The organism is Fictibacillus sp. b24, from assembly GCF_030348825.1.
Lineage (GTDB): Bacteria > Bacillota > Bacilli > Bacillales > Fictibacillaceae > Fictibacillus.
Genome location: NZ_JAUCES010000005.1, coordinates 1,910,052 through 1,934,386 on the forward strand (window position 1 = coordinate 1,910,052; position 24,335 = coordinate 1,934,386).

The window sequence follows — 24,335 nt, forward strand, 5'->3', positions numbered from 1 at the left end:
AAGTGCCTCCTTCTATAACGTAATATGAGTTAAATAATCTTCATGTTTTAAAATTTCTTGCGCTTGATCGCGGTCAGTATCATTTTGAAAACTTAAACGAAGAACCCCATTTAGTCCCTCTCTTACTTCAAGAATGCTTAAGTTAATTATACTGATATTCGACTCTGCTAAAAGAGCTGTAATATGTGATAATGCTCCGATACGATCTAAGATATCGACATATAGATCTGAAAACGGATGAATCGCTCCTTTTGAACGAACAGGCAGTGAATCACGAAACGATTTTGCACCATCAAAATAATTAAATAGTTCAGTTTGATCTCCATTTTCTACAAAACGAATCACTTCATCCATTTCTTCTTTCCACTCGTGCAATAGTTTAAGAAGATGGGATTTATTCTGACTTACAATATCACTCCACATTTTTGGAGAGCTTGATGCAATACGGGTAATATCGCGAAAACCGCCTGCTGCAAGCTGTTGAATTAAAGGCTTATCAACGGCATGATTTTGAGCGATTCTTACGAGGCTTGAAGCGATAAGATGTGGAAAATGACTTACAATCCCAGTCAATAAATCATGTTCGTCAGGTTCAGATACTAAAAATTTAGCGCGCGTTCCTTTTAGCCAATTTTTTACTTCATCAATATCCACATCTGATGTGATAGAGTTTGGTGTCAGAAAGTAAAAAGCATTTTCCAACAAGTGCGCCTTTGCACTCTCTACCCCTGTTTTGTGAGATCCAGCCATTGGGTGTCCGCCAATAAAACGAAGTCCTTTATTCGCAAGTTCTTCCGCCTTGGTCATGATTGAGTTCTTCGTACTGCCTACGTCCATCACAAGAGCTTTAATGACAGGGGTGATTGAAGTTAATCGCTTCATCACTTTTAATGTTTCTTCTACCGGCGTTGCGATAATGATAAGATCGGCGATGGCAGCTGCATCTTCAACGGCATGTACAGCCACGTCTATTACTCCTAGTCTTTTAGCCGTTTCACTGCTCTCGGTATAAACGTCATACCCGTAGATCGTTGCATCATGTTCATTTTTTATAGATAGAGCGATTGAACCGCCAATCAATCCAACTCCTATAAGTAAGACGTTTCTCATATAAAATGCTCCTTTTTAATTCCCTTCCAAAAAAGCGCTTAGTTTTATTTCTAACTCTTCCGCTTGGTAAGAGGACAGATATGGTTTTTCTAATTCTTTAAGCAGCACCATTTGGATGTTTCCTTTTTCAGCCTTTTTATCCTTCTTCATTCGTTCGATTAGTAAAGGTACGGATAAAGTTTTTGGTAATGATGGGTAGCCTAAAGATTTCAGCCATTTCTTTAATTCATTTCCGATCTGTACAGTATTTTCATTAAGTGAAAGTGCAAAAGCCATTCCATGTGCAACAGCCTCACCATGTGTGATCCCTTTGTATTGAAGTTCACCTTCTATGGCATGCCCAAGTGTATGACCAAAGTTCAAAAATGCTCTTATTCCTTTTTCTTTTTCATCTTGTGAAACAATTCCGTTTTTAATCTCTATTCCTCTAATGAGTGCTTGCAGTAGAGAGTCACCGTTTAAATCGTCTATTGTTTGAACGTTTTTACACAATGATTTATACAAACTTTCATCAGCAATTAATGCATGTTTGATCACCTCTGCAAAACCAGATCTTTTTTCATGCTGAGGTAAAGTTGCTAGGAACTCAGTTGAATAGATTACAGCTTCTGGCTGATGAAATACTCCAATCATGTTTTTTCCTTCTGGATGATTAATGCCAGTCTTTCCACCAACAGCACTATCATGGGCAAGAATTGTAGTTGGCAGCTGGATAAAACGAATCCCTCTCATATAGGTGCCAGCTACAAAACCAGCTAGATCACCAATCATTCCCCCTCCAAGTGCAAGTACAATTGATGTACGATCCAATCCTTTACTCAGGGCAAAGCTTTGACAAGCAATGTAGTTTTCAAATGATTTTTGGTCATCTCCTGCTTGAATTTGAATTGTCTCGCAAGAAAAAGATTCACCAATAACATGTTGTACTTCATCTAAATAAAGTTTTCCTACATTCTCATCTGTTATGATTAAAAGATTCTTAGGAGCGGGGTTTAAGTTTTCTAACACACTCTTAAGCTTCCAAATGGCGTTCTCACCAATAAAAACTGGATAGTTTTTTGAAGGTGTTGTAATTTGTATGGTGTTCATTTAAAACACCCTTGCACGCTCTTGGTGCTGAACGATATTATTCTTAATGACTTCCATGTTATCTTGGCCGAATTGCTGAACGAGCGCACTTGCAAGTTCCCAGGCAACGACGGATTCAGCTACTACACTTGCAGCAGGAACAGCACAGCTGTCTGAGCGTTCAATGCTTGCTGCAAATACTTCTTTTGTTTCAATATCAACGCTGTTGAGCGGCTTGTATAGTGTTGGGATCGGCTTCATGACACCGCGTACCACAACTGGCATCCCTGTCGTCATTCCGCCTTCAAATCCGCCTGCGTTATTTGTTTTTCGTGTATAGCCATGTTCAATATCCCACAGGATCTCATCATGAACTTCGCTTCCTGGTTTTCTAGCTGCTTCAAAACCGATGCCAATCTCAGCCCCTTTAAACGCATTGATACTCATGATGGCAGCTGCAAGTTTGGCATCGAGCTTGTTGTCGTAATGTGTGTAGCTTCCTACTCCAACAGGCATTCCTTCAGCGATCACTTCAACTACTCCACCGATAGAATCACCGTTTTCTTTCGCTGTGTCGATCGCATCCATCATAATCTTTTCTGCGTTTTCATCTAAACATCGTACCGGAGAAACTTCCGTTTTTTCACGAAGTTCATTTAAGTTTTCATACGTTGTTTGCTCAGCTTTAACTCCGCCAATTTCAAGAACATGCCCGCCAATTTGTACGCCAAGTTCTTTCAGAATCTTTTTTGCCACGGCTCCTGCGGCAACTCTTACGGTTGTTTCTCGAGCTGAAGAACGTTCAAGAACATTTCTCATATCTCGATGGTTGTATTTAATCGCGCCGTTTAAATCGGCATGTCCTGGCCGCGGTCTTGAGATGACACGTTTTACTTCGGCGTTTTCATCTTCAAGAGGTTCAGCTCCCATAATTTTTGTCCAATGGGTAAAGTCTTTGTTTTCAACAACGAGCGTGATCGGTGAACCGAGTGTTACACCATGGCGTACACCGCTTAAGATCTGAACTTGATCCTTTTCGATCTGCATGCGGCGGCCTCTTCCATGTCCTTTCTGTCTTCTTGCAAGCTCCTCGTTTATGTCTTCAGCCAAAAGAGGCAAACCTGCTGGTACACCTTCAATGATTGTTGTTAGTTGAGGGCCGTGGGATTCCCCCGCTGTTAAATATCTCATTCATAATTCCTCCTGTTTGCCTGTTTTAATGTACAAAAAAATCCCTGCTAATAAGCAGGGACGAATTGATATCGCGGTACCACCCTGACAGCAAAGACTAAAGCTCTGCCACCTTCATTGTCATAACGGAAATAATCCGGCTCTTGTAAAAAAGCATGCTCAAGAATTGTAATTCATGAAAGGCTGTGTACTGATTTGCACCACCATCAGCTCTCTAATAACAGGGAACCATTCCACTACTGTTGTTCTCTCATTGCAATTGATTTTATAAAGTTATAAACAGTTTTAGCACGTTGAAGCGCTATTGTAAAGGAAATTCATTCATTTTTCTTAAAATTTACATTACCTTCATCTATATGTCAAAGAAGCAAAAAAACTGCCGAAAATTAAATTGAACTTTTTTTCTGATAAGTACTTGACATTCTTATGAAATCCCTTTAAAGTTACAAACAATACTTTATGAGACACACGCTTTAAAGCGCGAAAGTGTCTATGTGATTATGTTTATAAATAAGCCTATGAGCGGCCGCGATATAGGAACTAAAAAAACGAGTGTAAATATGGGGAGGAACCGCACATGTCAAACGAATTAGAAGTATTACGAAAGCAGATGGATGATATCTCTTTAAAAATTTTAGAGCTTTTAAATGAACGAGGAAATGTTGCACAACAAATTGGGAAGTTAAAGGAAATGCAAGGTGTTAAACGCTTTGACCCAGTAAGAGAAAGAGAGCTATTAGATCTTATCGCTTCACACAACGATGGTCCGTTCGAAACATCTACGGTGCAGCATATTTTCAAACAGATCTTCAAAGCAAGCTTAGAATTGCAAAAAGATGATAACCGAAAAGCATTGCTTGTATCTCGTAAAAAGAAACCTGAAGATACGATTGTTAATGTTAAAGGTGAAAAAATTGGTGATGGTAATCCCCACTTCATCATGGGGCCGTGTGCGGTTGAAAGTTACGAACAAGTAAAACAAGTTGCAGAAGTAATTGCTGAAAAAGGATTAACATTAATCCGAGGCGGTGCGTTCAAACCGCGTACGTCTCCTTACGATTTCCAAGGGCTTGGTCTAGAAGGATTAAAGATTCTGCGTAAAGCAGCAGACGAACATCAGCTTGCGGTAGTGAGTGAAATTCTAAATCCGAATGATATCGAGATGGCATTAGACTATGTTGATGTAATTCAAATCGGCGCACGTAACATGCAAAACTTTGATCTATTAAAAGCTGCTGGCTCTGTCAACAAGCCTGTACTACTTAAACGTGGCTTAGCAGCTACGATTGAAGAGTTCATGTACGCTGCTGAATACATTCTAGCTCAAGGAAACTCTCAAGTTATTCTTTGTGAACGTGGAATCCGTACTTACGAGCGAGCGACTCGCAACACACTTGATATTTCAGCAGTTCCTATTCTTAAGAAGGAAACGCATCTTCCAGTAGTTGTGGATGTAACCCATTCAACAGGAAGAAAAGATCTTCTCCTCCCTGCTGCAAAAGCAGCTATGGCGATTGGTGCTGATGCGGTTATGGCTGAAGTTCACCCTGATCCTGCTGTAGCGTTATCTGACTCAGCTCAACAGATGAACATCCCTGAATTCCACGAATTCATGGACGCACTATTAAATAAAGAAAAGAAAAAAATCCATTCATAAAAAGGATAAAGCCTGGCTCATAGAGTCAGGCTTTTCTTGTAGTGTCTTACCCTTCGAAATATTCCTTGTAGTATCCGCCAACTTTACCAGTGTTATCAACCACGAAATAAAACTCTTCTGTTTCGTTTTTTAATTCGTATGTCTTACCGGCTGTTAAAGCACGATTAACCATATACTTTTTTGCGTCTGTATGCACACATTTAATTTCTCGGATTGTTGGTCTGTTACCCCACTCTAAATGTATCATGATGTTTCTCTCCTTATAGGAATTCTTTTGTTAAATCATAATGTGCAGTACGTTTTCTGTCAAATTCAATTTCTTTAAGCATCTTCCCTAGTATTCCTATAATTATATCGGTTACTATGATATTGAACATTATATTAGAATGGAGAACTTTATCTATGAAAGCACTTGTATTTGATCAATTTGGCGGACCAGAAGTTCTAGAGTACCGTGAAATAAGCGAACCTGTAATTGGGTCAGGTGACATTTTGTTAGAAATGAAAGCAATTGGCTTAAACTTTGCAGATGTTTATAGAAGAAAAGGAAATTATCATCTAGAAGGACAGCCTCCTTACATTCTTGGTTACGAAGGTGCTGGAATCGTAAAAAAAGTAGGCTCTAATGTAAATGATGTATCTGTTGGTGACCGTATCGCCTTTGCAGATGTTCCTGCAGCAAATGCAGAGTTGGTTGCTGTACCAAGCGAAAAAGCGATCCCCATTCCTGAAGGTGTAACCTATGAAGCAGCAGCTTCGCTTTTATTACAAGGATTGACTGCCCATTATTTAACAAGGGACAGCTTTTCTATTAAAAAAGGTGATATCGCATTAGTACATGCTGCTGCCGGCGGTGTTGGACAGCTATTAATCCAAATCATCAAACTATTAGGCGGAACTGTGATCGGTTTGACATCTTCAGAAGAAAAACGCCAGGTAGCTTTAGGTGCAGGGGCAGATTCAGTATTCTTATATAACGATAGTTGGAAAGAAAGTGTATTTGATGAAACTTTCGGTAAAGGTGTAGACGTTGTTTATGAGTCTGTTGGTTCTACGATTATGGATAGTTTTGAAGTTACACGGATTGGTGGAACAGTAGTTTTCTTTGGAATGGCTGGCGGTGATCCTGTGTCCATTGATCCTCGTATGCTGATGGATACTTCTAAGACGTTAACTGGCGGTGATTTATGGAACGTGCTCACCTCTCATGAAGAACGTGTAAAGCGTTCGAGTGAGTTGTTTGAATGGATTAAGAATGGTCATGTGAAAATAACTGATACTTCCTTCCCTTTAAGTGAAGGTGCTACCGCACATGAATATCTTGAGAGCAGAAAAAGTACCGGCAAGATTTTGTTGATTCCTTAAATGACGTTAATAGCTTATATAATTTACTCTTTCCTATTAGATGGCTGCAAGTTGCGGCCATCTTTTTTGGCAAGTGATCACTAATTGCAAAATGCAAATATTATAATCGATTAACGGTTGATGAATGCAAATGATTTATTTGTAAAGTGCAAATGTTTGAGAAATGAAGCGACAATGAAAATTTCCCCACTGCCAGCTTCAACTTTTATTTGATTAGAATAATATTATGTTAAGTAGTGAAACGATTTATTTTGGAAAAGGAAGTTGATAGGTTGCTGAGTTTGTTGGTCCGCTGGGATTGATATCCATGGATTTTAAGAGGTTTTTCATGCTGGTCGAGGAGTGGACGTGCAAAAAATTCCTGAGTGTCTTGTTTTTTACGTTTACATTAAACAAAATCGCATAATCTCGTATAGCCTGTATATGTGCATTCTTAGACTTTTTAAAGCAAGCTGAACAATACCATGTAGCCTTTTTACGGACCATCGGCAAATGTTTGCAGAATGGACAAGCTACCCCAGTCATTATATCTGAATCTTTTATATGATAAGTCTTCAAAAGGTCGGTGTTAAGTTGTTGATGCTGCTTTAACATTCTAGTGGTTATCTTTGAAATATCTTTCTTGGTAAGAAGTTGGTTTTGTAATTTGGGAAGATTGTTAATGATCCTAGCCAGGTGTTTGGCGCGTATAATTTGGGCTGCTTTATTTCCATAACGTGGAGATATTGTAATAAACGATTTAGGGTTTGTGATAACAACGAGGGTATGAAGTGGAATCAGCGGGAACTGATTTCTAGTTAACCATTTTTTAAAATGATCTTTTTGTTGCTCAACTTGATTAACTGGATCAGGAAATGTTTCGTCTTCCCCATTTATTGTGCGTCTCATTTGATCAAATTGATGGTCAAAGTAAAGGTCTCCCTTCAGGTTTTTAACCTCTAGCAACACACAAAATGAGAAATGAATGATCACGCAATCAATTTGAAAGTAATATTGCTTATCTTTATCTCTTGGAAGCCTTAAATCATGCAAGATTACGTAGGAATCTTCATCGAGATCATTCAAATGGTAAGCTAATGAAGCTTCTCCCCTATGTCCAGCTGTGTATTTGGCTAGCTCTATTTGAAGTTCACCAATATTAGGATGATTGAGTACTAATCTTTGTAAAATCACCTCCAATTTGAGTAGCTTGAGTGGCTTTGTGCGCGGTTTTTTAATCAAGCGATCACCTCTTGTTTATTCATTCTCTACATAATTCGATAAATATCAAAAAAATCCTTTAGTGAAAGGAACTCTATGGTTAACAAGAATTCGGAAAATAATAGTTTGTTCACAATTAATTCTTTATAGAGAAAATTAGTTAATATTAATTGGTAATTAAGCGATTTAGAAACTAAATTAAGCGATTTTTAGTCCTAATTATCGCGTTTATAGAAAAATATAGGCGATTCGACAAACATCAACTCCAAACGAAGCAAATTGGCTACCGTCTACCCCTGCAACCAACCCTCCTACAAACATCTTTTTGTGATCCCCCTCACCACAAAAAAACACCCCCTGAAGCAGCAGCAGCAGGAGGTGTTCCATATCCATCATTAACTCATTAACCTTCTAAAAGAAGTGACTCTGGATCTTCGAGAAGTGATTTAATTGTTGTTAAGAAGCTTACCGCTTCTTTTCCATCAACGATACGGTGGTCATAGGAAAGTGCGATGTACATCATCGGACGGTTTTCCATGCGCTCTTTATCGATTGCAACTGGTCTCCATTGGATTGTGTGCATTCCAAGGATACCAACTTGTGGTGCATTCAAAATTGGTGTAGAAAGCATTGATCCAAAGATACCGCCGTTCGTGATTGTGAATGAACCGCCTTGAAGGTCTTCTAATGATAACTTCTTAGAACGTGCCTTTTCAGCTAAGTTTCCGATCTCTTTTTCAATGCCAGCAAAGCTAAGGCGATCAGCGTTGCGGACAACTGGAACAACTAGTCCTTCTTCAGCGCCTACAGCGATACCGATATCGTAAAACTTCTTAAGAACCATTTCATCGCCTTGGATTTCTGCGTTGATTGCAGGGAATTTCTTCAAAGCGCCTACAACAGCTTTTGTGAAGAATGACATGTATCCTAGTTTAACTCCGTTTTGCTCATAGAACTTGTCCTTGCGGCGAGCACGAACTTCGTTGATCGCAGTCATATCGACTTCATTAAAAGTTGTAAGCATTGCAGCCGTTTGTTGAGCTTCTACTAAACGTTTAGCAATTGTTTGACGTCTGCGGGACATCTTCACGCGCTCAACAGGTTTCTCAGGGTTTACCGGTTCAACAGAAGCAGCTGGTTTAGATGCTTGTGCAGCTGGCTTGGATGCCGGAGCAGCCTTTTCACTGCTTCCGCCTTCTACGTGGCGTTTCACATCTTCTGTGCGAACTCGTCCAAGTGGATCGCGAGCATTAACCTCAGAAAGATCGATGCCTTTTTCTCTAGCAAGCTTGCGTGCTGCAGGTGATGCAATCGGGCGGTCTGAAGCTTTTACTTCTTCTTCTGCCGCGTCATTTTCTACCACTGGTTCTTGCTTCTGAGCGGGAGCAGTTTTCTCTTCTGCTTTTTCCTCTGCAGCTGGTTCAGCAGATTCTGAAGCACCACCTTCAACGATCGAAGCGATGATGTCTCCAACTGCTACAGTATCACCTGGCTCAACTTTGATATTTTTAAGGACTCCATCACGTTCTGCACTGATTTCAATATTTACCTTATCTGTTTCAAGCTCTACTAAATCTTCGCCTTTAACAACTGTGTCGCCTTCTTTTTTAAGCCATTGTGCTACTGTACCTTCTGAAATAGATTCGGCTAATTCCGGAACTTTAACGTCAAACATGTTCACGGCCTCCCTCTCGCGATTGTATGTCTAGTGCTAATGATGTTTGGATGATTTGTTCTTGTTCTTTTTTGTAGATGTCTGGCTCCCCACCAGCTGTACTCGAACGTTCTTGACGACCAATATAAGAAACGTGTGCTTCTTTAGGTGCAACAGCACGGAGTTTAGGTTCAATATATAGCCATGATCCCATGTTCTTAGGTTCTTCTTGAACCCAGATCAGGTCTTCAACGTTTGGATACTCATTTAACAGAGCGGTCATCTCTTCTTCTGGGAACGGATAGATTTGTTCAACTCGAACGATATGCATTTCCGTTCTTGCCACTTGATCTTGCTCAAGTGCTTTTTCTAGGTCGATCGCAATCTTACCAGAGCAAAGCAAGATTTTCTTCACTTTGTCTTTTTCTTTGCCAAGTCCTGGCTGTTCGAGCAATGGCATAAAGTGGTCGCTTTCAAATGCTTCCGCTAATGAGGCAACCTTCGCATCACGAAGCAAGCTCTTAGGTGTCATCACTACTAACGGACGTACCTCATCCATTGAAAGAAGTTTCGCTTGGCGTCTTAATAAGTGGAAGTATTGTGCAGCAGTACTTACGTTTGCTACTGTCCAGTTGTTTTCCGCTCCAAGCTGAAGGAATCTTTCTAAGCGTGCACTTGAATGCTCTGGTCCTTGGCCTTCATATCCGTGTGGAAGAAGCATGACCATACCAGATTTTTGTCCCCACTTCGCACGGCCTGCTGATAAGAACTGATCAAACAGAACTTGAGCAACGTTTGCGAAATCTCCGTATTGTGCTTCCCAAATGACAAGCGTTTCAGGTGCAAACACGTTATAGCCATATTCAAAACCAACTACTGATGATTCTGATAACGGACTATTATGAATAGCAAAAGAAACATTAATTTCATCCATCGCATGCAATGGAGAGAACTTCTTACCGCTTTCACTATCATTTAAAACAAGATGTCTTTGCGCAAATGTACCACGTTCAGAGTCTTGCCCTGTGATACGAATTGGTGTTCCATCTTTCAGAATGGACGCGAAAGCTAACGATTCCGCCATACCCCAATCAATTTTTTCTCCTTGGAACGCTTTGCGTCTGCGTTCTAGAATTCTTTTGATTTTAGGGTAAACATTGAAGTCCTCTGGGAACTTTAGCATGTTCTCAGTAAGTTCCTGAAGGTCGGTTACCGAAATTGTGGTATCGATATCAGGAAGTGCTTTCGATAACGGATCCGGAAGTCTTGTGTCTTCCAGTTTGAATTTTTCTTTGCGCCCGTGTACTTTTTCGTATTCGGTTTGGTGCTTAGTTAAAACTTCTTCCTCAATGCCTTTAACTTCTTCTTCCGTTACAACGCCTTCTTTAACAAGCTGTTTTGCGTAAACATCGCGAACAGTCGGATGGCTGTTCACTTGCTTATACAATTTTGGTTGTGTTGCAGAAGGATCATCCATCTCGTTATGACCGAATCGACGGTAACCGATCAAGTCGATAAGAACGTCTTTTTGGAATTTTTTACGATATTCGTATGCAAGATGTACAGCAGCAATACATGCTTCAGGGTCATCTGCATTCACGTGAATAATCGGAATTTCAAAGCCTTTTGCAAGGTCACTCGCATACTTCGTTGAACGCGAATCTCCGCTATCCGTTGTAAAACCAACGAGGTTATTTGCGATGATATGAAGTGTTCCGCCTGTTTGATAACCTCTTAGTCGGCTTAAGTTTAAAGTCTCAGCAACGATTCCTTCACCAGGAAAAGCAGCATCTCCATGGATAAGAATTGCAAATGCTTTTGACGTATCTTGAACAGGATATCCTTTGCTGTCGCGTGTTTCTTGAGCCGCTCTTGTATATCCTTCAACAACTGGATCTACATACTCTAGATGGCTTGGGTTGTTCGCAAGTGAAATTTTAATTTTGTGAGATTGATCAGTTTCAACCAATCGACTTGCTCCTAAGTGATACTTTACATCCCCTGTCCAGCCAAAGTTAATTCCTCTAGAACCTTCAGAAGGAATCAGCTCTTTGTTTGGAGAATGATGAAATTCAGAGAAAATTAATTCATAAGGTTTTCCAAGAACGTGAGCAAGTACGTTTAAACGTCCTCGGTGTGCCATACCGATTAGAGCATGTTCAGCTCCGTCACGGCATCCTTCTTTTGCAGCTTCGTCAAGCATTGGCACAAGCATGTCAACGCCTTCGATAGAGAAACGCTTTTGTCCGACGAATGTCTTATGAAGGAATTTCTCAAATCCTTCAACTTCTGAAAGACGCGTTAAAAGATTCTTCTTATCTTCTGCTGTAAATTTAGGATAGTGCTGGCTAGTTTCTACCATGGTATTTAACCATTGGCGTTCTTCAGTCTCATGTACATGACTGAACTCATAAGCAATGTTTTTCGTATACACTTCCTGCAGCATTTGAATTGCTTGATAGCCATCTTTAACGCTTGATGGCGCTTCTTTCCAAATAAAGGAAGGTGGTATCGCTTTCAAATCTTCAATTGATAAGTTAAATTCTTTCGGGTCAATATGGTGGTTGTCTTTAGGAAACTCTCCAACTGGGTATAAATTAGCTGCCAAGTGACCGTATGTGCGAATGTTTTCTGCTAATTTTAATGCAGCTGCCAATTTCTCTAAATCCATTCCATCAAAACTCTGTGCAGTACGTTGATTTGGTTCAGAACCCTCACTTGGAGGACCCCAAGCATCAAATCTCTCTTTGAATGAACTGTCAACAGATTCCGGATCCACGCTATATTGATCATATAGTTCAAGGACATAAGCCAGGTTTGGACCGCTCAGTCCTTGCCAAGGATTTTCTGATTTGGAACGTTGATGACTCATCTTTTGTTCCCTCCTGCTTCCCTTTGTAAGTATTGTGCTGTTGCTGTTAACAGGTGATTCATCATTTCTCGCCCTTGATATTTCCCTATTTAAAGCGCTCTCAAACAATGAATGAAAAGAACCTTATCATTGATAAGGTTTCAACTGTAAGCAATGGTCATTGCCATTATACTATATTTTCGCAGAAAGTGAATTTTGTTTTTTACGATTTATGAGATAATTTGCCCATTTTGTTCTGCTGAGTGTAAATATAAGGAGTGCAATCCAAATTAAAGTAAAAGAAATAACGTGAATTCTGCTGAATGTTTCATGATATAGGAACACACCTAAAATGAGCATAATAGTCGGTGCAATGTATTGCAGAAAACCGATCATGGTCATGGAAATACGTTTAACACCTTGTGCAAAACAAATCAGTGGAACGGCGGTAACGAGTCCTGCTCCCCATAATAGAAATGTTGTTAAAGTTCCTCCTGAAACAAATGAAGCTTCACCATTCCATTGAAGGTAAACTAAGTAAATAAATGCAAAAGGAACAACAAACATGGTTTCAAATGTTAATCCTGTTAACGAGTCAAAACTTCCTAATTTTTTTGCGAGTCCATATAGGCCGAAAGAAAGAGCTAAAAAGACCGCCACCCAAGGAAATTCTCCATATTGCCATGTCAGTAGGAAAACACCGCATGCTGCAATAACAAACGAAACAATTTGCCAACTGTTTAATTTTTCTTTTAGTACAAGCATGCCTAACACAACACTTACAAGGGGGTTAATGTAGTAACCTAAACTGGCTTCTACTACATGATTTGTATTTACAGCCCAAATATACATCACCCAATTTCCGCTAATCAACACGGAGGCAGTTAACACGGAAAAAAATTGTTTTCGATTGGTAATGAGTACTCTTAAATCTTTTTGTAAAGTATTTTTCCTTTTTAATAGAATCATTACACCGACCATTAGTAAAAATGACCAGAAGATACGATGTGCTAAAATTTCACCTGAACCAACTAAATCGAGCGGCTTCCAGTAAAGAGGCAGAAAACCCCAGATTAAATAGGATAATGCTGCATACCATATGCCCTTTGTATGTTCATCAGTTTTCATAGTTCGTTCCCCGATTCCCTTATATAAGTTGAAGTTATAAGATTATATAACGGAACATAAAAGGTTAGCCAGCAACACGACTTAAACAGCTGAGTCACCCATTTTTTACATTCGATTTGGTGTTTGAATCCCTAATAATCGCAGACCTTCTTTTAAAACAATCTGGACGGACGCACATAATGCCAATCTTTCGGATGTTTCAGGACTGTTTAGAATTTTATTGTTTGCATAATATTGATTAAATTTATGAGATAGCTTTAACAAATATTTTGAAATGACTGAAGGTTCTTTTCGATTGAATGCCTGTTCAACCATTGCAGGAAAATCATTTAAGATAGAAATGAGATCCCAGCTTTCTTCCTCAATTGAAATTTCTTTTGGCAGTTCCCCGTCAAAGTTTCCTTTGTTTAATAACGTCTGAATTCTTGTGGCTGTATATTGGATATAAGGACCTGTATCACCTTCAAATCTAAGCATTTGCTCAAGGGAAAATTCCACGTCGTTTCCTTTTTCATTTTTAAGGTCGTGAAATATGACTGCACCTACACCAACTTGTTGTGCCACCGTTTTTAGTTCTTCGAGTTCGGGGTTCTTCTCTCGAATGTTTTGTTCAGCTAACTGTATCGCTTCCATAAGGACTGTTTCAAGAAGTACCGTTCTCCCTTTACGAGTGCTCATCTTTTTACCGTCTTGTAAGATTAGACCAAACGGTACATGGTGCATGTTATCTGCCCAATCATGGCCAAGTTTTTTTAGGACACGTTTCACTTGTTCAAAGTGTAATGACTGTTCATGACCGACCACGTAGAAGGCTTGATCGAAGGAGTATGTGTTCTTTCTATAGATGGCAGCAGTAAGGTCACGTGTCGCATAAAGAGTTGCACCATCTGTCTTTTTAATTAGACACGGCGGAATATCGTCCCCTATTCTAACGATTTGAGCACCTTCTGACGTTTCTAACAAGTTTTTTCTCTGAAGCTCTACTACCGTTTCTTCCATCTTATCGTTAAAAAAGGATTCACCGTTGTATGAATCAAACTGTACATCCAAAAGTTCGTAAATCTTTTGAAAGGCTTTTAATGAAGCATCTTTAAACCATATCCATAATTCTGTTGCTTGCGGATCATGGTCTTCTAATTTCTTGAACCACATTCTTCCGTCGTCATTTAATGAAGGATCGTTTTCTGCCTCTTCATGAAAACGAACATAGAGCTTTGTTAATTCTTCAATCGGATTAGCTCGTACTTTTTCTTCTTCTCCCCATTTTAAGTAAGCGCAGATTAACTTTCCGAACTGAGTACCCCAATCACCGATATAGTTGATTCTTACTGTTTTGTATCCGCATTTCTCGCTGATCGATGCTAATGAGGAGCCAATCACGGTAGAGCGGAGATGGCCCATAGAAAAAGGTTTTGCGATATTAGGAGAGGAAAGATCGAAAACAATTGTTTTCTCATTTCCGAAATCATGATCTGCATAATTCTCTTTATCTTGTAATATCTTCGTTAAAAGCTCTAAAACTGCCCTTTTTTTATTAAGAAATACATTTAAATAACCGCCTGCTGCTTCTGCTTTCTCAAACTGATCTGGAATAGTTCCTGTAGCAAGCTCGCTCGCGATTTCATTCGGGGATTTCTTAAGAATCTTTGCCAGTTGAAAACAAGGAAAAGCTAGATCACCTTGATGGATTTGTTTTGGCTTTTCAATTAATTTCTCAATTTGGTCCAACGATCGATCATCAACCAGTTTATTCTTTAGAAAAATGGCAAATTGTTTTTTACCGTTCATTCTTTCTCCCTCCCAAAATAAAAAAACCGCCTCTTCTAGTTACTAGAAGAGACGGATGATTACCGCGGTACCACTCTCGTTGCCTTAAAAAGGCCGCTTGATCTGTTAACGGGATGTTCCCGGTTCGCCCTACTAATCATTTCAAGCAAACATTTCCAAAGTGCGCTTCGTCTGAATGTTGTACCAGGCTTTCACCAACCCTGGCTCGCTATGACAACTTTTACAGAGTACTCTCTTTTTCATAAATATTCTGTCATATAGTTTTTCATATTATATGAGGGTGAAAGAAAAAAGTCAACTTATTCCTTTTTATCAATATCCAAGTAATCTCTCATTTGTTTTATATATCGCTTTAACCTGAAAAGTGTTTCTGTGCGCAAGTATTTGGAAGTGAATGCTGCAGATATGGCAGATACTGAAACAAAAACTCCATGATTTGATACCCTTACAGGTATAACGCCAGTAAAGATTGTTTCACCGCTGTTTTTATATAAAAGTTCTGTAGAAACAAGCACGATTTTTTCTTCTGCTTGCTCTCCTGGCAGAACAGATTGAACTTCAAAAAGAAATTGTACGCTCATAGTTACTCCTTTACGTGGATTACATATGTTTTATGATATAATGCATTGTCTTGAATTGACAGTTTAAACAATAAAGGAAGTATGCAGATGATACAGACATATTCATTTAGAGATAAATATAAAAGTTTCATATTATTAGTCGTTCCTGTTTTAATCACTCAGTTAGGGTTATATGCTATGAATTTTCTTGATACGGTAATGAGCGGGCGTTCAGGAGCCGATCAACTAGCAGGTGTCGCTATTGGATCAAGTCTATGGGTCCCTATATTTACAGGGCTAAATGGAATCTTAATGGCACTAACTCCTATCGTTTCACAGCTTGAAGGAGCTAAAAATACTAAAGGTGTGCCTAGATCCGTCATGCAGGCTGTATACTTATCCGTTGTTGTATCGATTATTGTTCTCATACTAGGTTCATTGGTTTTAAATCCAATTTTAGGAGCTATGTCATTAGATCAAGAAGTCGAGAAAGTAGCAAGAGGCTATTTAATTGCTTTAGCTTGCGGTATTCTACCCCTTTTTTTATACGGAGCATTGCGTTCTTTTATAGATGCACTTGGTCAGACAAGAATAACGATGTTTATTACACTTATTGGATTACCTGTAAATGCTGTTTTTAATTACCTGTTGATCTTCGGTAAAGCGGGATTCCCAGAATTAGGCGGTATTGGTGCAGGTGTTGCTTCCGCGATTACGTATTGGATAACAGCTTTAATAACCGTAATCATTGTTATTAAATTCAATCCTTTTAGAGGTTATAAACTATTTCGCAAGTTTTACACCCCTTCATTAAAAGCTTGGAAGGAACAATTAAAAATTGGTGTGCCGATCGGACTTGCCATCTTTTTTGAAGTAAGTATTTTTGCAGCAGTTACTCTCCTAATGAGTGATTTTAATACGGTTACCATTGCCGCTCACCAAGCTGCGCTCAATTTTGCGTCCTTCCTCTATATGCTTCCGTTGAGCATTTCTTTCGCTCTCACCATTGCAGTTGGATTTGAGGTAGGGGCTGGTCGATTTAAAGACGCTGCACAATATAGCTATATTGGAATCATTGCAGCCGTAGGTTTTGCATTAATTCTTTCGGTCTTTCTTATCGCATTTGATGACCAAGTGGCTCGGATGTATTCAAACGAACCAGAAGTAATCAAACTCACGACTTCATTTTTGTGGTACGCTGTTTTTTTTCAATTAGCTGATGCATTCGGTGCACCCATTCAAGGCGCATTAAGAGGTTATAAAGATGTGAATGTAACGTTCATGCTTTCTTTTATTTCGTATTGGGTTCTTGGACTGCCGGTAGGCTATTATCTAGCTAACTTTACAACACTCGGAGCATATGGCTATTGGATTGGACTTATATCAGGTCTATCAGCTGGAGCCGTATTCTTATTTGTCAGGTTAAAGTTTATCCAATCACATTCCTATTCCTCTTCAGAACAAAAATAAACCAGCCGAGCGGCTGGTTTATTTCTTTTCAAAAAGAGTTAGATACTCACCGTATCCTTTTTCTTTTAACTGTTCTTTCGGTATAAAACGGAGTGCAGCTGAATTGATGCAATAGCGCAATCCTCCGCGATCTCGGGGACCATCCGTAAAAACATGTCCTAAATGAGAATCGGCATCCTTACTTCTTACTTCTGTACGAATCATCCCATGTGACAGATCTTCTTTTTCTTCAACGGTTGAAGAACGGACGGGTTTTGTAAAACTTGGCCAGCCACAGCTGCTGTCAAACTTATCAAGAGAACTGAATAAGGGTTCCCCTGAAACGATATCTACGTATATTCCTTCACCAGTATGATCCCAAAATTCGTTCTGAAACGGCGGTTCTGTTGCATCGTTTTGTGTCACGTTATATTGCATAGGGCTTAATGTTCTAAGGATTTCTTGTTTTTGTTCCTTATCTTCCCAATTCGATCTTATAAAAGCGTCCCGGCCAGACCCTTGTCTATAGCGCTTGTAATGAAAAGGGTTCTTTTTGTGATAATCTTGATGATACTCTTCAGCGGCATAAAAAGTATCAGCGGGTAAAATTAAGGTAGCAATTGGTTTACTAAAACGTCCACTTTCATCTAATTCTTTCTTAGATTGTTCTGCGACTGCTTTTTGTTCATCATCGTGATAAAAAATTGCAGTACGATAGGAGTCCCCTCTGTCATAAAATTGTCCTCCTGCATCAGTCGGATCAATCTGCTTCCAAAACACAGATACTATTTTTTCATACGAGATGACTGATGGATCAAATGTAATCTGAACAGCTTCGAAATGCCCTGTTGTCTCACTGCAAACTTCTTTGTACGTAGGATTTTCTGTATGACCGCCTGTATAGCCTGATTCAACTTTTATGATGCCAGGCCATTCTTCAAAAGGTGTAACCATACACCAAAAGCACCCACCAGCAAAAGTTGCTTTCGCATAGTTACTCATGAAATCCATCTCCTTTATTAACTGTTTGTTACATCATATAAGAATGAGAATCAAATGCATAGAAAAAGGCTCTTATCAAAAGCATTAATCGGTTGATTTCGTAAGCTTAGAAGTGGTTGATTTCCGTTCCAGGTGCTCGCTTTCCGCGGGGCAGGCGGTGAGCCACATTTGGACGTTTCACTTTTAAGTGTCTCACTTGTCTAGTTGCAAGTGACTAGCCCCTCGAGGTCAAAAGCTAAATTGTCTACAAGGCAAAGTGCACCTTGCTAGCCCATTCACCTTTTGCTTGTCGGGGCTGAACGAGTCACTTTCACTTTTCGGACTGCCCGCCTGTCCCGCAGGAGTCTCGCACCTTGCACTACAATCAACGGTCATAGAAGACAAAATTGAAAGCAACAATCTTTTTGAAAAGAGCCTTACAAAACCATTGTTTCTTTTGAAGCGGTTGCTTTCCGTTCCAGGTCTCGCTTTTTGCGGTGAAGGTGGTGAGCAATATTTGGACGTTTTACTTTTAAGTATCTCACCAGCCCGCTCGTTCCGCAGGAGTCTCTCAACCTTCCGTTCCAATTGTCAATGAAGAGAACCCCACAAAATGCCTCTAAAGCAACAAATTTTTATAGAAGAGCTTATCCTTTTTTGACAATTGGACCTACCGTTACAGGTTTCTTGATTGGAGCTGGGGGTTTATCTCTTTTTTGTTTACGGGTATTTTGTAAGAAATAATATAATCCACTTAAAACGATGGCACCACCGATCCATTGGGAGACTGTTAATGTTTCTCCAATCAATATGTAAGCAAGCATCGTTGCTCCAACAGGCTCACCAAGAATGGCCATTGATATCGTTGCTGCTGTGACATATTTTAAAAGCCAATTAAAAAGTACATGTCCGAAAACAGTTGGTATGATGGCAAGCAATAAAAATATTCCCCATTCCTTTTCAGGATATCCAGTCATGGGTATGTTTAAGAAAGTATTATAAACAACAAAAACAATCACAGCTGTTAAAAACACAGTGAAGCTATAAAGAGTTGCAGGTATCGACTTAAGGAGCTTTTGACCGATCAGCATATGCAAAGCCACAACTATTGTTCCTAAAATGGAAAGCAGATCACCCTGGATATGCTGAGCTGAAATACCGATGTCACCCCAACCAATCATAATCGCGCCTATTATAGCAACAAGCATACCTATCATTGCTGCTTTCGAAGTTTTTTCTTTAAACACGATGAAAGCACCAATCATTACAAAAACAGGCTGTAATGAAAGGAGTATTGTGGAACTTGCAACTGTCGTTAATTTTAATGACCCCATCCAAAATAAAAAGTGCAATGCTAAAAAGGTTCCTGATGAAAATAGTAAAGCTGCATCTTTAAACGAGATCTTTTTGAGAAAATTAAATTGTTTCCAAACAAAAGGAAGCATTAATAATAATGTAAACAATAAGCGATACATCCCTTGAACAGAAACTGGGGCTTCTGACCACTTAACAAAAATAGAAGAAAAGGAAATGGCGATAATCCCTATAATCAAGGGTATAATTACTGGTATTTTAAGTGAATCGTTATTCAAGTTCTCACCTTACACTTTCTAGGCATATTTATGTTATTATCAATAACTGATAATTTGTTATTACAAGTAAAAATTTCAGGAGGAGGATAAAATGAAGAAAAGATATATCATATCCTTGCTTCTTTTGCTAATGGTAATCGGTACAGCTGGATGGTACTACTATCCTCAGTATAAGATAAATCAGATCAAGAAAGAATCTGTTATTGATAAAAATGATAATTCAAAACTAAAACAGATTACGTACTTAGATTATTTAAAGGATAGTCCAGATTCCACGTTTAATCACTTAGTTTTGGGTGATTCAGTCGCACAAGGAAGAGGCTCAGAAGAAGGCGGTTTCGCAAACAAAGTTAATGAAAACCTTCAAAATTTAACTGGCAAAACGTTCATTTTGGAGAATCAAGGTGTGTCAGGTGCTACAAGCAAAGGCTTATTAAATCAGCTAGAAATACCTGCAGTTCAGCAATCTGTTAAATCTGCTGATATTATATCAATCAATATTGGCGGAAATGATCTTGTACAAATAGCAAAAGAAGAAGGTCCAATTAAAGCAATTCAAAGCTATGACGAAGTGAAAACAGACTATAAGAAAAATTTAAACGAAATCTTTGAGACGATTAGAGAGCAAAATCCTGATGCCATATTAGTATTAAATGAACTATACAATGTTGTAAATTCAGAGCAAAAATACTATCCAGCAACCGAAAAGCTGCTCAATGATTGGAACTTAATTGCATATGAGACCGCTCTTGCTCATAAACCAGCGCTTGTTGTTCCTGTGAGTGATGCTCTGCAAACTGAAGATATGGATAAATGGCTTTATGATTCAATACATCCCAATGATGAAGGATACGCAAGAATTGCCGATAAGACCATTACGACTTTTCAAAATCAATCTTATAAAGAAGCACAATAAGGGTTAGAAGAGCTGCATAGAGTTAGCAGCTCTTCTACTGACCCACCCCAATGTTTAATTTGTGGCAAAAAATAAAACGTTGTTGCTTTGGACAGATCACGCAGCGTATTTTCCGGATCGAACAAAACAACCTGCTTTCTATTGCCCAGCGCTACTCCCATTTCAGTATGACAGCCTTTTCCCCCCGGTAAAATCACGATGGTTACATCAGAATCCATAACCCCTTTAAATTCGTTCATACCGATAACAGCAAGATCCTCATTTGTTTCTGCCTTATCGTTTTGAGTCCAATCATATGTAAGCTCCCAGTTCAGCGTTTTTTTTACTTCAGCTCCAACTTGTTTTACTAATAATTTGTTTGCAAAACCCGAGGCGATATAAAATTTCATCATACACACTCCCCTATTTTCTTATGTAAAAATCATATTACAATTACGTAATAATGGATATATAAACTTGCATCTATTTGTGAACATGTTAACATAGTACTTTATATAAATGCGGCTTGCTAATCAATGCTGTTTTTGGATGTGTTGATTTCCGTTTCAGGATGCTCACTTTCCGCGGGGCGTCAGGTGAGCCCCCTGTCGCTTTGCGGCAAAGGAGTCTCACCTGACCGCTCGTACCGCAGGAGTCTCGCACCTTGCACTTCAACCAACGATTCATGGTGGCAAGTTTTCATATAAACAAAAATAAGCTTCATTTATTCGTTAATATGAGAAAATGAGTTAGTATGAAAAAACAAATTTTGAAAGAGGGGTTGCATGTTAAAATACAGAAACGTAGCTTTCATTGGTGCAGGTTCAATGGCAGAAGCAATGATATCAGGATTGATCAACAAAGCGGGGATTTCTCCAGATCGAATTACTGCTGCAAACCATTCCAATGAAAATAGAAGAATTGAACTGAATGAAAAATATAACATTCAAACGGTTGCTTTTAACGAATTATCTTTAAGCAACACAGATGTGATTATTCTTGCGGTAAAACCAAAACAAGCAGAAGCAGTTCTGCAGCAATTAAGACCCGCACTTCAAGATCATCATGTGATTCTTTCCGTACTTGCAGGAATATCAACACGTTACATCGAGGAAATCTTGGAAAAGCCTCTTCCTATCATTCGTGTAATGCCGAATACGTCAAGTATGATTGGTGAATCTATCACAGGTATTAGTGCCGGTAAGTATGTGAAAAATGAAGATTTGGATTTAGCTCAAGAATTATCGAAAGCCATCGGCAAAGCAAAAATTATTTCTGAAAAACAGATGGATGTTTTTACAGGCATCGCAGGAAGTGGTCCTGCTTACTTCTATTATCTTTTAGAACACATGGAAGATGTAGCTGTAGAAAATGGCTTAGATCGTGAGTTGGCGCGGGATATTGCAGCTCAAACATTATATGGTGCGAGCAAAATGGTAATGGAGTCTGACGATTCTCCGGCAGAGCTTCGTAAAAAAGTTACTTCACCTAATGGCACAACTGCAGCAGGTCTTGAAGCTCTTGCAGAAAATGGAGGCGGAATAGCCATTGAAAGAGCGGTTGAAAATGCAGCGGAGCGTTCAAAGACGTTAAGAAAAGAATTTGAAAAAGTTCCTGCACTTTAACTAAAAGTAAGACAGCACATGCTTTCTGAACTGCCCCCCAATTGTTAGACACCACTAACAATTGGAGGTGCAGTTTTTTTCATGTCTAAGTATTCATTTGAGTTGAAATTACAGTCTGTCCTTGCTTACCTTGAAGGAAAGGCTTCATTGAGGGAGATCGCCTCTCAGTTCAATACAAGTCTCTTCTCTCTCCGTAACTGGGTAAACCAATATAGGGCAAACGGAGAACAAGGACTTCTAACCAACTATACAAATTACGATATTCAATTTAAAATGGACGTACTTCAATACATGAACGACAATGGAGCGTCCCTTATGCAAACGGCAGCTGTTTTTAAGATTCCTTCGCCACAAAACATCCTCTCATGGAAAAGGAAGGTGGAGGAGGAAGGGCCGGACGCTCTCAAACCAAAGAAAAAGGGGCGTCCGACTATGAAAAAGAAACCACAAGAACCAAAGAATTCAGCACCACCTGAGGGGTCTGAACAGGCATTGAAGGCTGAGAATGAGCGTCTGCGTGCGGAAAATGCCTACTTAAAAAAGTTACAAGCCTTAATTCAAGAAAGAGAAAAATCACCGAACAGGACAAAGCGCAAATAATCCATGAGTTAAGGCAAGAGCATAAGGTGAGGGATCTAATAAGAGCAGCTGGGATGCCACGCAGCACGTATTACTACTGGGTCAAACAAATGGACCGGCCGGATAAATACAAGGAGATCAAAGAGGTCATCGCGGAAATCTACCACGAGCACAAAGGGCGTTACGGGTATCGCCGCATCACCCTCGAGCTGCGCAACAGGGGGATCGGCATTAATCACAAAACGGTCCGCCGCATCATGGGGCAGCTCGGATTAAAAAGCCTCGTACGGCTGAAGAAATACCGTTCCTACCGTGGGCAGGCAGGCCGTATTGCATCTGATAAGATTAAGCGCAATTTCTTCGCCTCAAGTCCTAATGAGAAATGGGCAACGGATGTGACGGAGATCCACTTACACGGTGAAAAGCTTTACTTTTCACCGGTACTTGATTTATACAACGGCGAAATTATCGCCTACAATATGGAACACCGCCCTGTATATTCCCTGGTTTCAAAAATGCTCGATAAAGCCTTTGAACGATTGAACGAAGAAGAATCCCCCATCCTTCATTCCGACCAGGGGTGGCATTACCAGATGAAGGAATACCAGCAGGCACTGAAAGAGCACGGGATTACCCCAAGTATGTCCCGCAAGGGGAACTGCCTGGATAACGCAGCCATGGAGAGCTTCTTTGGCTTATTGAAATCTGAATTGCTTTATCTAAACGAGTTTGAGAGTATGGAACATTTTAAGATTGAACTGGAGAATTACATTCAATACTATAACCACAAACGGATTAAGGCAAAATTAAAAGGCATGAGCCCGGTTCAATACCGAACTCATACCTCAGAGGCTGCCTAAAATCCTAGTGTCTAACTTTTTGGGTTCAGATCATTCACGGCATGTGCTGTTTTAATTTATTCAATCTCTTTAAAACCAAGCTCAAACAATGAAACAGCTATCACTTGGTACCCTTTTTTGTTCGGATGAACACTGTCAAAGGAAACAAGCTCTTTCTCTCTCCCTTTAAAAACCTGATAAAGATCAGCCACTCTAACATTCGGCAACGACTCATAACTTTTAATATGGTTATTGAACAAGTTTACCCATTCAATTGCTTTACTCCATTTAAAATATGGATTATAAAGCGTACATATTCGAATGATAAAAGGTTCTTTATCATCTTTTTTCAATTTAAAGATAACCTTGAAGATTTTTTTTAAGTTTCTTTTGCATTTTTCAAGTGCACGATACAAAGGTTCTTCTTTGTGTGTAAACACATATTTAAATGCAGCTTGAATAAGATCGTTCCCTCCTGCTGTAATTAGGATAATTTTAGAATTTTTTATTGAATTCCTTACTGCTTTGTCTTTTAAGGAAAGGAGAATTTCTTCAGATGTTGTACCGGTAACCGCAAAGTTATTAACTAGGATCTGTTTATTAAAAATATCTTCAGTGAACCCTACATACCTTCCTACATAGCCTTTTCCAAATACGGGTGCCCCTACTCCAACGGTTAAGGAATCCCCGATTGCAGTTAATAACCAATCATAAGAAGCATTATATTTAACCATAAATCCCTTATCCTCCTTTTCAGCAACACACCTCTACTTATAAAATATGATGTGAGAAAAATTTGGACA

At 39.3% G+C, this 24,335-nt stretch carries 23 protein-coding genes and 2 other annotated features; of the genes, 6 read left to right on the forward strand and 17 right to left on the reverse strand.

The window, feature by feature from the left end:
* Positions 1-12 precede the first annotated feature (12 nt).
* The 3 genes from QUF49_RS09800 to aroC are packed head-to-tail and all read right to left on the reverse strand — an operon-like array spanning position 13 to position 3,369.
* Complete coding sequence (locus QUF49_RS09800; protein WP_289495481.1) at positions 13-1,110, reverse strand: prephenate dehydrogenase; 1,098 nt, start codon at positions 1,108-1,110, stop codon at positions 13-15.
* A gap of 15 nt (positions 1,111-1,125) precedes the next feature.
* Complete coding sequence (gene aroB, locus QUF49_RS09805) at positions 1,126-2,199, reverse strand: 3-dehydroquinate synthase (protein ID WP_289495482.1); 1,074 nt, start codon at positions 2,197-2,199, stop codon at positions 1,126-1,128.
* Positions 2,200-3,369 carry a chorismate synthase gene (gene aroC / locus QUF49_RS09810; protein ID WP_289495483.1) on the reverse strand — a complete coding sequence of 390 codons (1,170 nt, stop codon included), beginning with the start codon at positions 3,367-3,369 and terminating at the stop codon, positions 2,200-2,202. It abuts the gene before it with no gap.
* Between the two features lie 53 nt (positions 3,370-3,422).
* Positions 3,423-3,632 (reverse strand) — a binding site (T-box leader).
* Between the two features lie 314 nt (positions 3,633-3,946).
* Here aroC and QUF49_RS09815 point away from each other — a divergent pair.
* The gene (locus QUF49_RS09815; RefSeq protein WP_289495484.1) at positions 3,947-5,026 is read left to right on the forward strand and encodes a bifunctional 3-deoxy-7-phosphoheptulonate synthase/chorismate mutase; all 1,080 of its coding nucleotides are present in this window, start codon (positions 3,947-3,949) and stop codon (positions 5,024-5,026) included.
* A gap of 46 nt (positions 5,027-5,072) precedes the next feature.
* On the opposite strand, the gene QUF49_RS09820 is transcribed toward QUF49_RS09815, so the two are convergent.
* The gene (locus QUF49_RS09820; RefSeq protein WP_066241381.1) at positions 5,073-5,273 is read right to left on the reverse strand and encodes a DUF6501 family protein; all 201 of its coding nucleotides are present in this window, start codon (positions 5,271-5,273) and stop codon (positions 5,073-5,075) included.
* Between the two features lie 155 nt (positions 5,274-5,428).
* On the opposite strand from QUF49_RS09820, the gene QUF49_RS09825 reads away from it, so the two are divergent.
* Positions 5,429-6,391 carry a quinone oxidoreductase family protein gene (locus QUF49_RS09825; RefSeq protein ID WP_289495485.1) on the forward strand — a complete coding sequence of 321 codons (963 nt, stop codon included), beginning with the start codon at positions 5,429-5,431 and terminating at the stop codon, positions 6,389-6,391.
* A 246-nt stretch (positions 6,392-6,637) separates the two neighbouring features.
* Here QUF49_RS09825 and QUF49_RS09830 read toward each other — a convergent pair whose 3' ends face one another.
* The 7 genes from QUF49_RS09830 to QUF49_RS09860 form a co-directional block, all read right to left on the reverse strand.
* Positions 6,638-7,612 (reverse strand): nuclease-related domain-containing protein, encoded by a 975-nt coding sequence (locus tag QUF49_RS09830; RefSeq protein ID WP_289495486.1) that lies wholly within the window; start codon positions 7,610-7,612, stop codon positions 6,638-6,640.
* A gap of 207 nt (positions 7,613-7,819) precedes the next feature.
* Complete coding sequence (locus QUF49_RS09835) at positions 7,820-7,987, reverse strand: hypothetical protein (RefSeq protein ID WP_289495487.1); 168 nt, start codon at positions 7,985-7,987, stop codon at positions 7,820-7,822.
* 7 nt (positions 7,988-7,994) lie between these two features.
* On the reverse strand, positions 7,995-9,266 hold the full coding sequence (gene odhB / locus QUF49_RS09840; RefSeq protein ID WP_289495488.1) for a 2-oxoglutarate dehydrogenase complex dihydrolipoyllysine-residue succinyltransferase: 1,272 nt from the start codon (positions 9,264-9,266) through the stop codon (positions 7,995-7,997).
* On the reverse strand, positions 9,259-12,117 hold the full coding sequence (locus QUF49_RS09845; protein WP_289495489.1) for a 2-oxoglutarate dehydrogenase E1 component: 2,859 nt from the start codon (positions 12,115-12,117) through the stop codon (positions 9,259-9,261). The genes odhB and QUF49_RS09845 overlap by 8 nt, the downstream gene beginning before the upstream one ends.
* 171 nt (positions 12,118-12,288) lie before the next feature.
* Positions 12,289-13,224, reverse strand: a complete 936-nt coding sequence (gene rarD / locus QUF49_RS09850; RefSeq protein ID WP_289495490.1) for an EamA family transporter RarD — start codon at positions 13,222-13,224, stop codon at positions 12,289-12,291.
* A gap of 105 nt (positions 13,225-13,329) precedes the next feature.
* A complete protein-coding gene (argS, locus tag QUF49_RS09855; RefSeq protein WP_289495491.1) occupies positions 13,330-15,012 on the reverse strand; it encodes an arginine--tRNA ligase in 1,683 nt (560 codons plus the stop codon).
* Positions 15,013-15,056: 44 nt separating this feature from the next.
* Positions 15,057-15,264: a binding site (T-box leader), on the reverse strand.
* Between the two features lie 47 nt (positions 15,265-15,311).
* Complete coding sequence (locus QUF49_RS09860) at positions 15,312-15,593, reverse strand: hypothetical protein (protein ID WP_289495492.1); 282 nt, start codon at positions 15,591-15,593, stop codon at positions 15,312-15,314.
* An 87-nt stretch (positions 15,594-15,680) separates the two neighbouring features.
* On the opposite strand from QUF49_RS09860, the gene QUF49_RS09865 reads away from it, so the two are divergent.
* Entirely contained in the window at positions 15,681-17,042 is a 1,362-nt protein-coding gene (locus QUF49_RS09865) for an MATE family efflux transporter (RefSeq protein WP_289495493.1), read from the forward strand.
* Positions 17,043-17,060: 18 nt separating this feature from the next.
* On the opposite strand, the gene msrA is transcribed toward QUF49_RS09865, so the two are convergent.
* From msrA to QUF49_RS09880, 3 genes are all read right to left on the reverse strand, one after another.
* Positions 17,061-18,023 carry a peptide-methionine (S)-S-oxide reductase MsrA gene (gene msrA / locus QUF49_RS09870; protein WP_289495494.1) on the reverse strand — a complete coding sequence of 321 codons (963 nt, stop codon included), beginning with the start codon at positions 18,021-18,023 and terminating at the stop codon, positions 17,061-17,063.
* 416 nt (positions 18,024-18,439) lie between these two features.
* A complete protein-coding gene (locus tag QUF49_RS09875) occupies positions 18,440-18,577 on the reverse strand; it encodes a hypothetical protein (RefSeq protein ID WP_289495495.1) in 138 nt (45 codons plus the stop codon).
* Between the two features lie 72 nt (positions 18,578-18,649).
* The gene (locus QUF49_RS09880; RefSeq protein ID WP_425590461.1) at positions 18,650-19,594 is read right to left on the reverse strand and encodes a DMT family transporter; all 945 of its coding nucleotides are present in this window, start codon (positions 19,592-19,594) and stop codon (positions 18,650-18,652) included.
* A gap of 91 nt (positions 19,595-19,685) precedes the next feature.
* Between QUF49_RS09880 and QUF49_RS09885 the strand changes: the two genes are divergently transcribed.
* Positions 19,686-20,510: a GDSL-type esterase/lipase family protein gene (locus tag QUF49_RS09885; RefSeq protein ID WP_289495497.1), complete on the forward strand. Its 825-nt coding sequence runs from the start codon at positions 19,686-19,688 to the stop codon at positions 20,508-20,510.
* On the opposite strand, the gene QUF49_RS09890 is transcribed toward QUF49_RS09885, so the two are convergent.
* Positions 20,492-20,902, reverse strand: coding sequence for a group-specific protein (locus tag QUF49_RS09890; RefSeq protein WP_289495498.1), 411 nt, complete (start codon positions 20,900-20,902; stop codon positions 20,492-20,494). The genes QUF49_RS09885 and QUF49_RS09890 overlap by 19 nt on opposite strands.
* Positions 20,903-20,987: 85 nt before the next feature.
* Positions 20,988-21,152 carry a hypothetical protein gene (locus tag QUF49_RS09895; RefSeq protein WP_289495499.1) on the reverse strand — a complete coding sequence of 55 codons (165 nt, stop codon included), beginning with the start codon at positions 21,150-21,152 and terminating at the stop codon, positions 20,988-20,990.
* 122 nt (positions 21,153-21,274) lie between these two features.
* On the opposite strand from QUF49_RS09895, the gene proC reads away from it, so the two are divergent.
* Positions 21,275-22,114, forward strand: a complete 840-nt coding sequence (gene proC / locus QUF49_RS09900; protein ID WP_289495500.1) for a pyrroline-5-carboxylate reductase — start codon at positions 21,275-21,277, stop codon at positions 22,112-22,114.
* Between the two features lie 81 nt (positions 22,115-22,195).
* Positions 22,196-23,553, forward strand: a protein-coding gene (locus QUF49_RS09905; protein WP_289495501.1) for an IS3 family transposase whose coding sequence is annotated in 2 segments (ribosomal slippage) — positions 22,196-22,664 and positions 22,664-23,553 — 1,359 coding nt in all. Because the reading frame shifts where the segments join, the coding sequence is not laid out codon by codon here.
* A gap of 56 nt (positions 23,554-23,609) precedes the next feature.
* Here the strand turns inward: QUF49_RS09905 and QUF49_RS09910 are convergent.
* The gene (locus QUF49_RS09910) at positions 23,610-24,266 is read right to left on the reverse strand and encodes a GDSL-type esterase/lipase family protein (protein ID WP_289495502.1); all 657 of its coding nucleotides are present in this window, start codon (positions 24,264-24,266) and stop codon (positions 23,610-23,612) included.
* Between the last annotated feature and the right edge of the window lie 69 nt (positions 24,267-24,335).

What these genes read in the sequence shown, in the direction of transcription:
- QUF49_RS09800 (WP_289495481.1), bottom strand. Translation starts at nt 1,110, where the DNA reads ATGAGAAACGTCTTACTTATAGGAGTTGGATTGATTGGCGGTTCAATC.
- aroB (WP_289495482.1), bottom strand. Translation starts at nt 2,199, where the DNA reads ATGAACACCATACAAATTACAACACCTTCAAAAAACTATCCAGTTTTT.
- aroC (WP_289495483.1), bottom strand. Translation starts at nt 3,369, where the DNA reads ATGAGATATTTAACAGCGGGGGAATCCCACGGCCCTCAACTAACAACA.
- QUF49_RS09815 (WP_289495484.1), top strand. Translation starts at nt 3,947, where the DNA reads ATGTCAAACGAATTAGAAGTATTACGAAAGCAGATGGATGATATCTCT.
- QUF49_RS09820 (WP_066241381.1), bottom strand. Translation starts at nt 5,273, where the DNA reads ATGATACATTTAGAGTGGGGTAACAGACCAACAATCCGAGAAATTAAA.
- QUF49_RS09825 (WP_289495485.1), top strand. Translation starts at nt 5,429, where the DNA reads ATGAAAGCACTTGTATTTGATCAATTTGGCGGACCAGAAGTTCTAGAG.
- QUF49_RS09835 (WP_289495487.1), bottom strand. Translation starts at nt 7,987, where the DNA reads ATGATGGATATGGAACACCTCCTGCTGCTGCTGCTTCAGGGGGTGTTT.
- odhB (WP_289495488.1), bottom strand. Translation starts at nt 9,266, where the DNA reads ATGTTTGACGTTAAAGTTCCGGAATTAGCCGAATCTATTTCAGAAGGT.
- QUF49_RS09845 (WP_289495489.1), bottom strand. Translation starts at nt 12,117, where the DNA reads ATGAGTCATCAACGTTCCAAATCAGAAAATCCTTGGCAAGGACTGAGC.
- rarD (WP_289495490.1), bottom strand. Translation starts at nt 13,224, where the DNA reads ATGAAAACTGATGAACATACAAAGGGCATATGGTATGCAGCATTATCC.
- argS (WP_289495491.1), bottom strand. Translation starts at nt 15,012, where the DNA reads ATGAACGGTAAAAAACAATTTGCCATTTTTCTAAAGAATAAACTGGTT.
- QUF49_RS09860 (WP_289495492.1), bottom strand. Translation starts at nt 15,593, where the DNA reads ATGAGCGTACAATTTCTTTTTGAAGTTCAATCTGTTCTGCCAGGAGAG.
- QUF49_RS09865 (WP_289495493.1), top strand. Translation starts at nt 15,681, where the DNA reads ATGATACAGACATATTCATTTAGAGATAAATATAAAAGTTTCATATTA.
- msrA (WP_289495494.1), bottom strand. Translation starts at nt 18,023, where the DNA reads ATGAGTAACTATGCGAAAGCAACTTTTGCTGGTGGGTGCTTTTGGTGT.
- QUF49_RS09885 (WP_289495497.1), top strand. Translation starts at nt 19,686, where the DNA reads ATGAAGAAAAGATATATCATATCCTTGCTTCTTTTGCTAATGGTAATC.
- QUF49_RS09890 (WP_289495498.1), bottom strand. Translation starts at nt 20,902, where the DNA reads ATGATGAAATTTTATATCGCCTCGGGTTTTGCAAACAAATTATTAGTA.
- proC (WP_289495500.1), top strand. Translation starts at nt 21,275, where the DNA reads ATGTTAAAATACAGAAACGTAGCTTTCATTGGTGCAGGTTCAATGGCA.
- QUF49_RS09910 (WP_289495502.1), bottom strand. Translation starts at nt 24,266, where the DNA reads ATGGTTAAATATAATGCTTCTTATGATTGGTTATTAACTGCAATCGGG.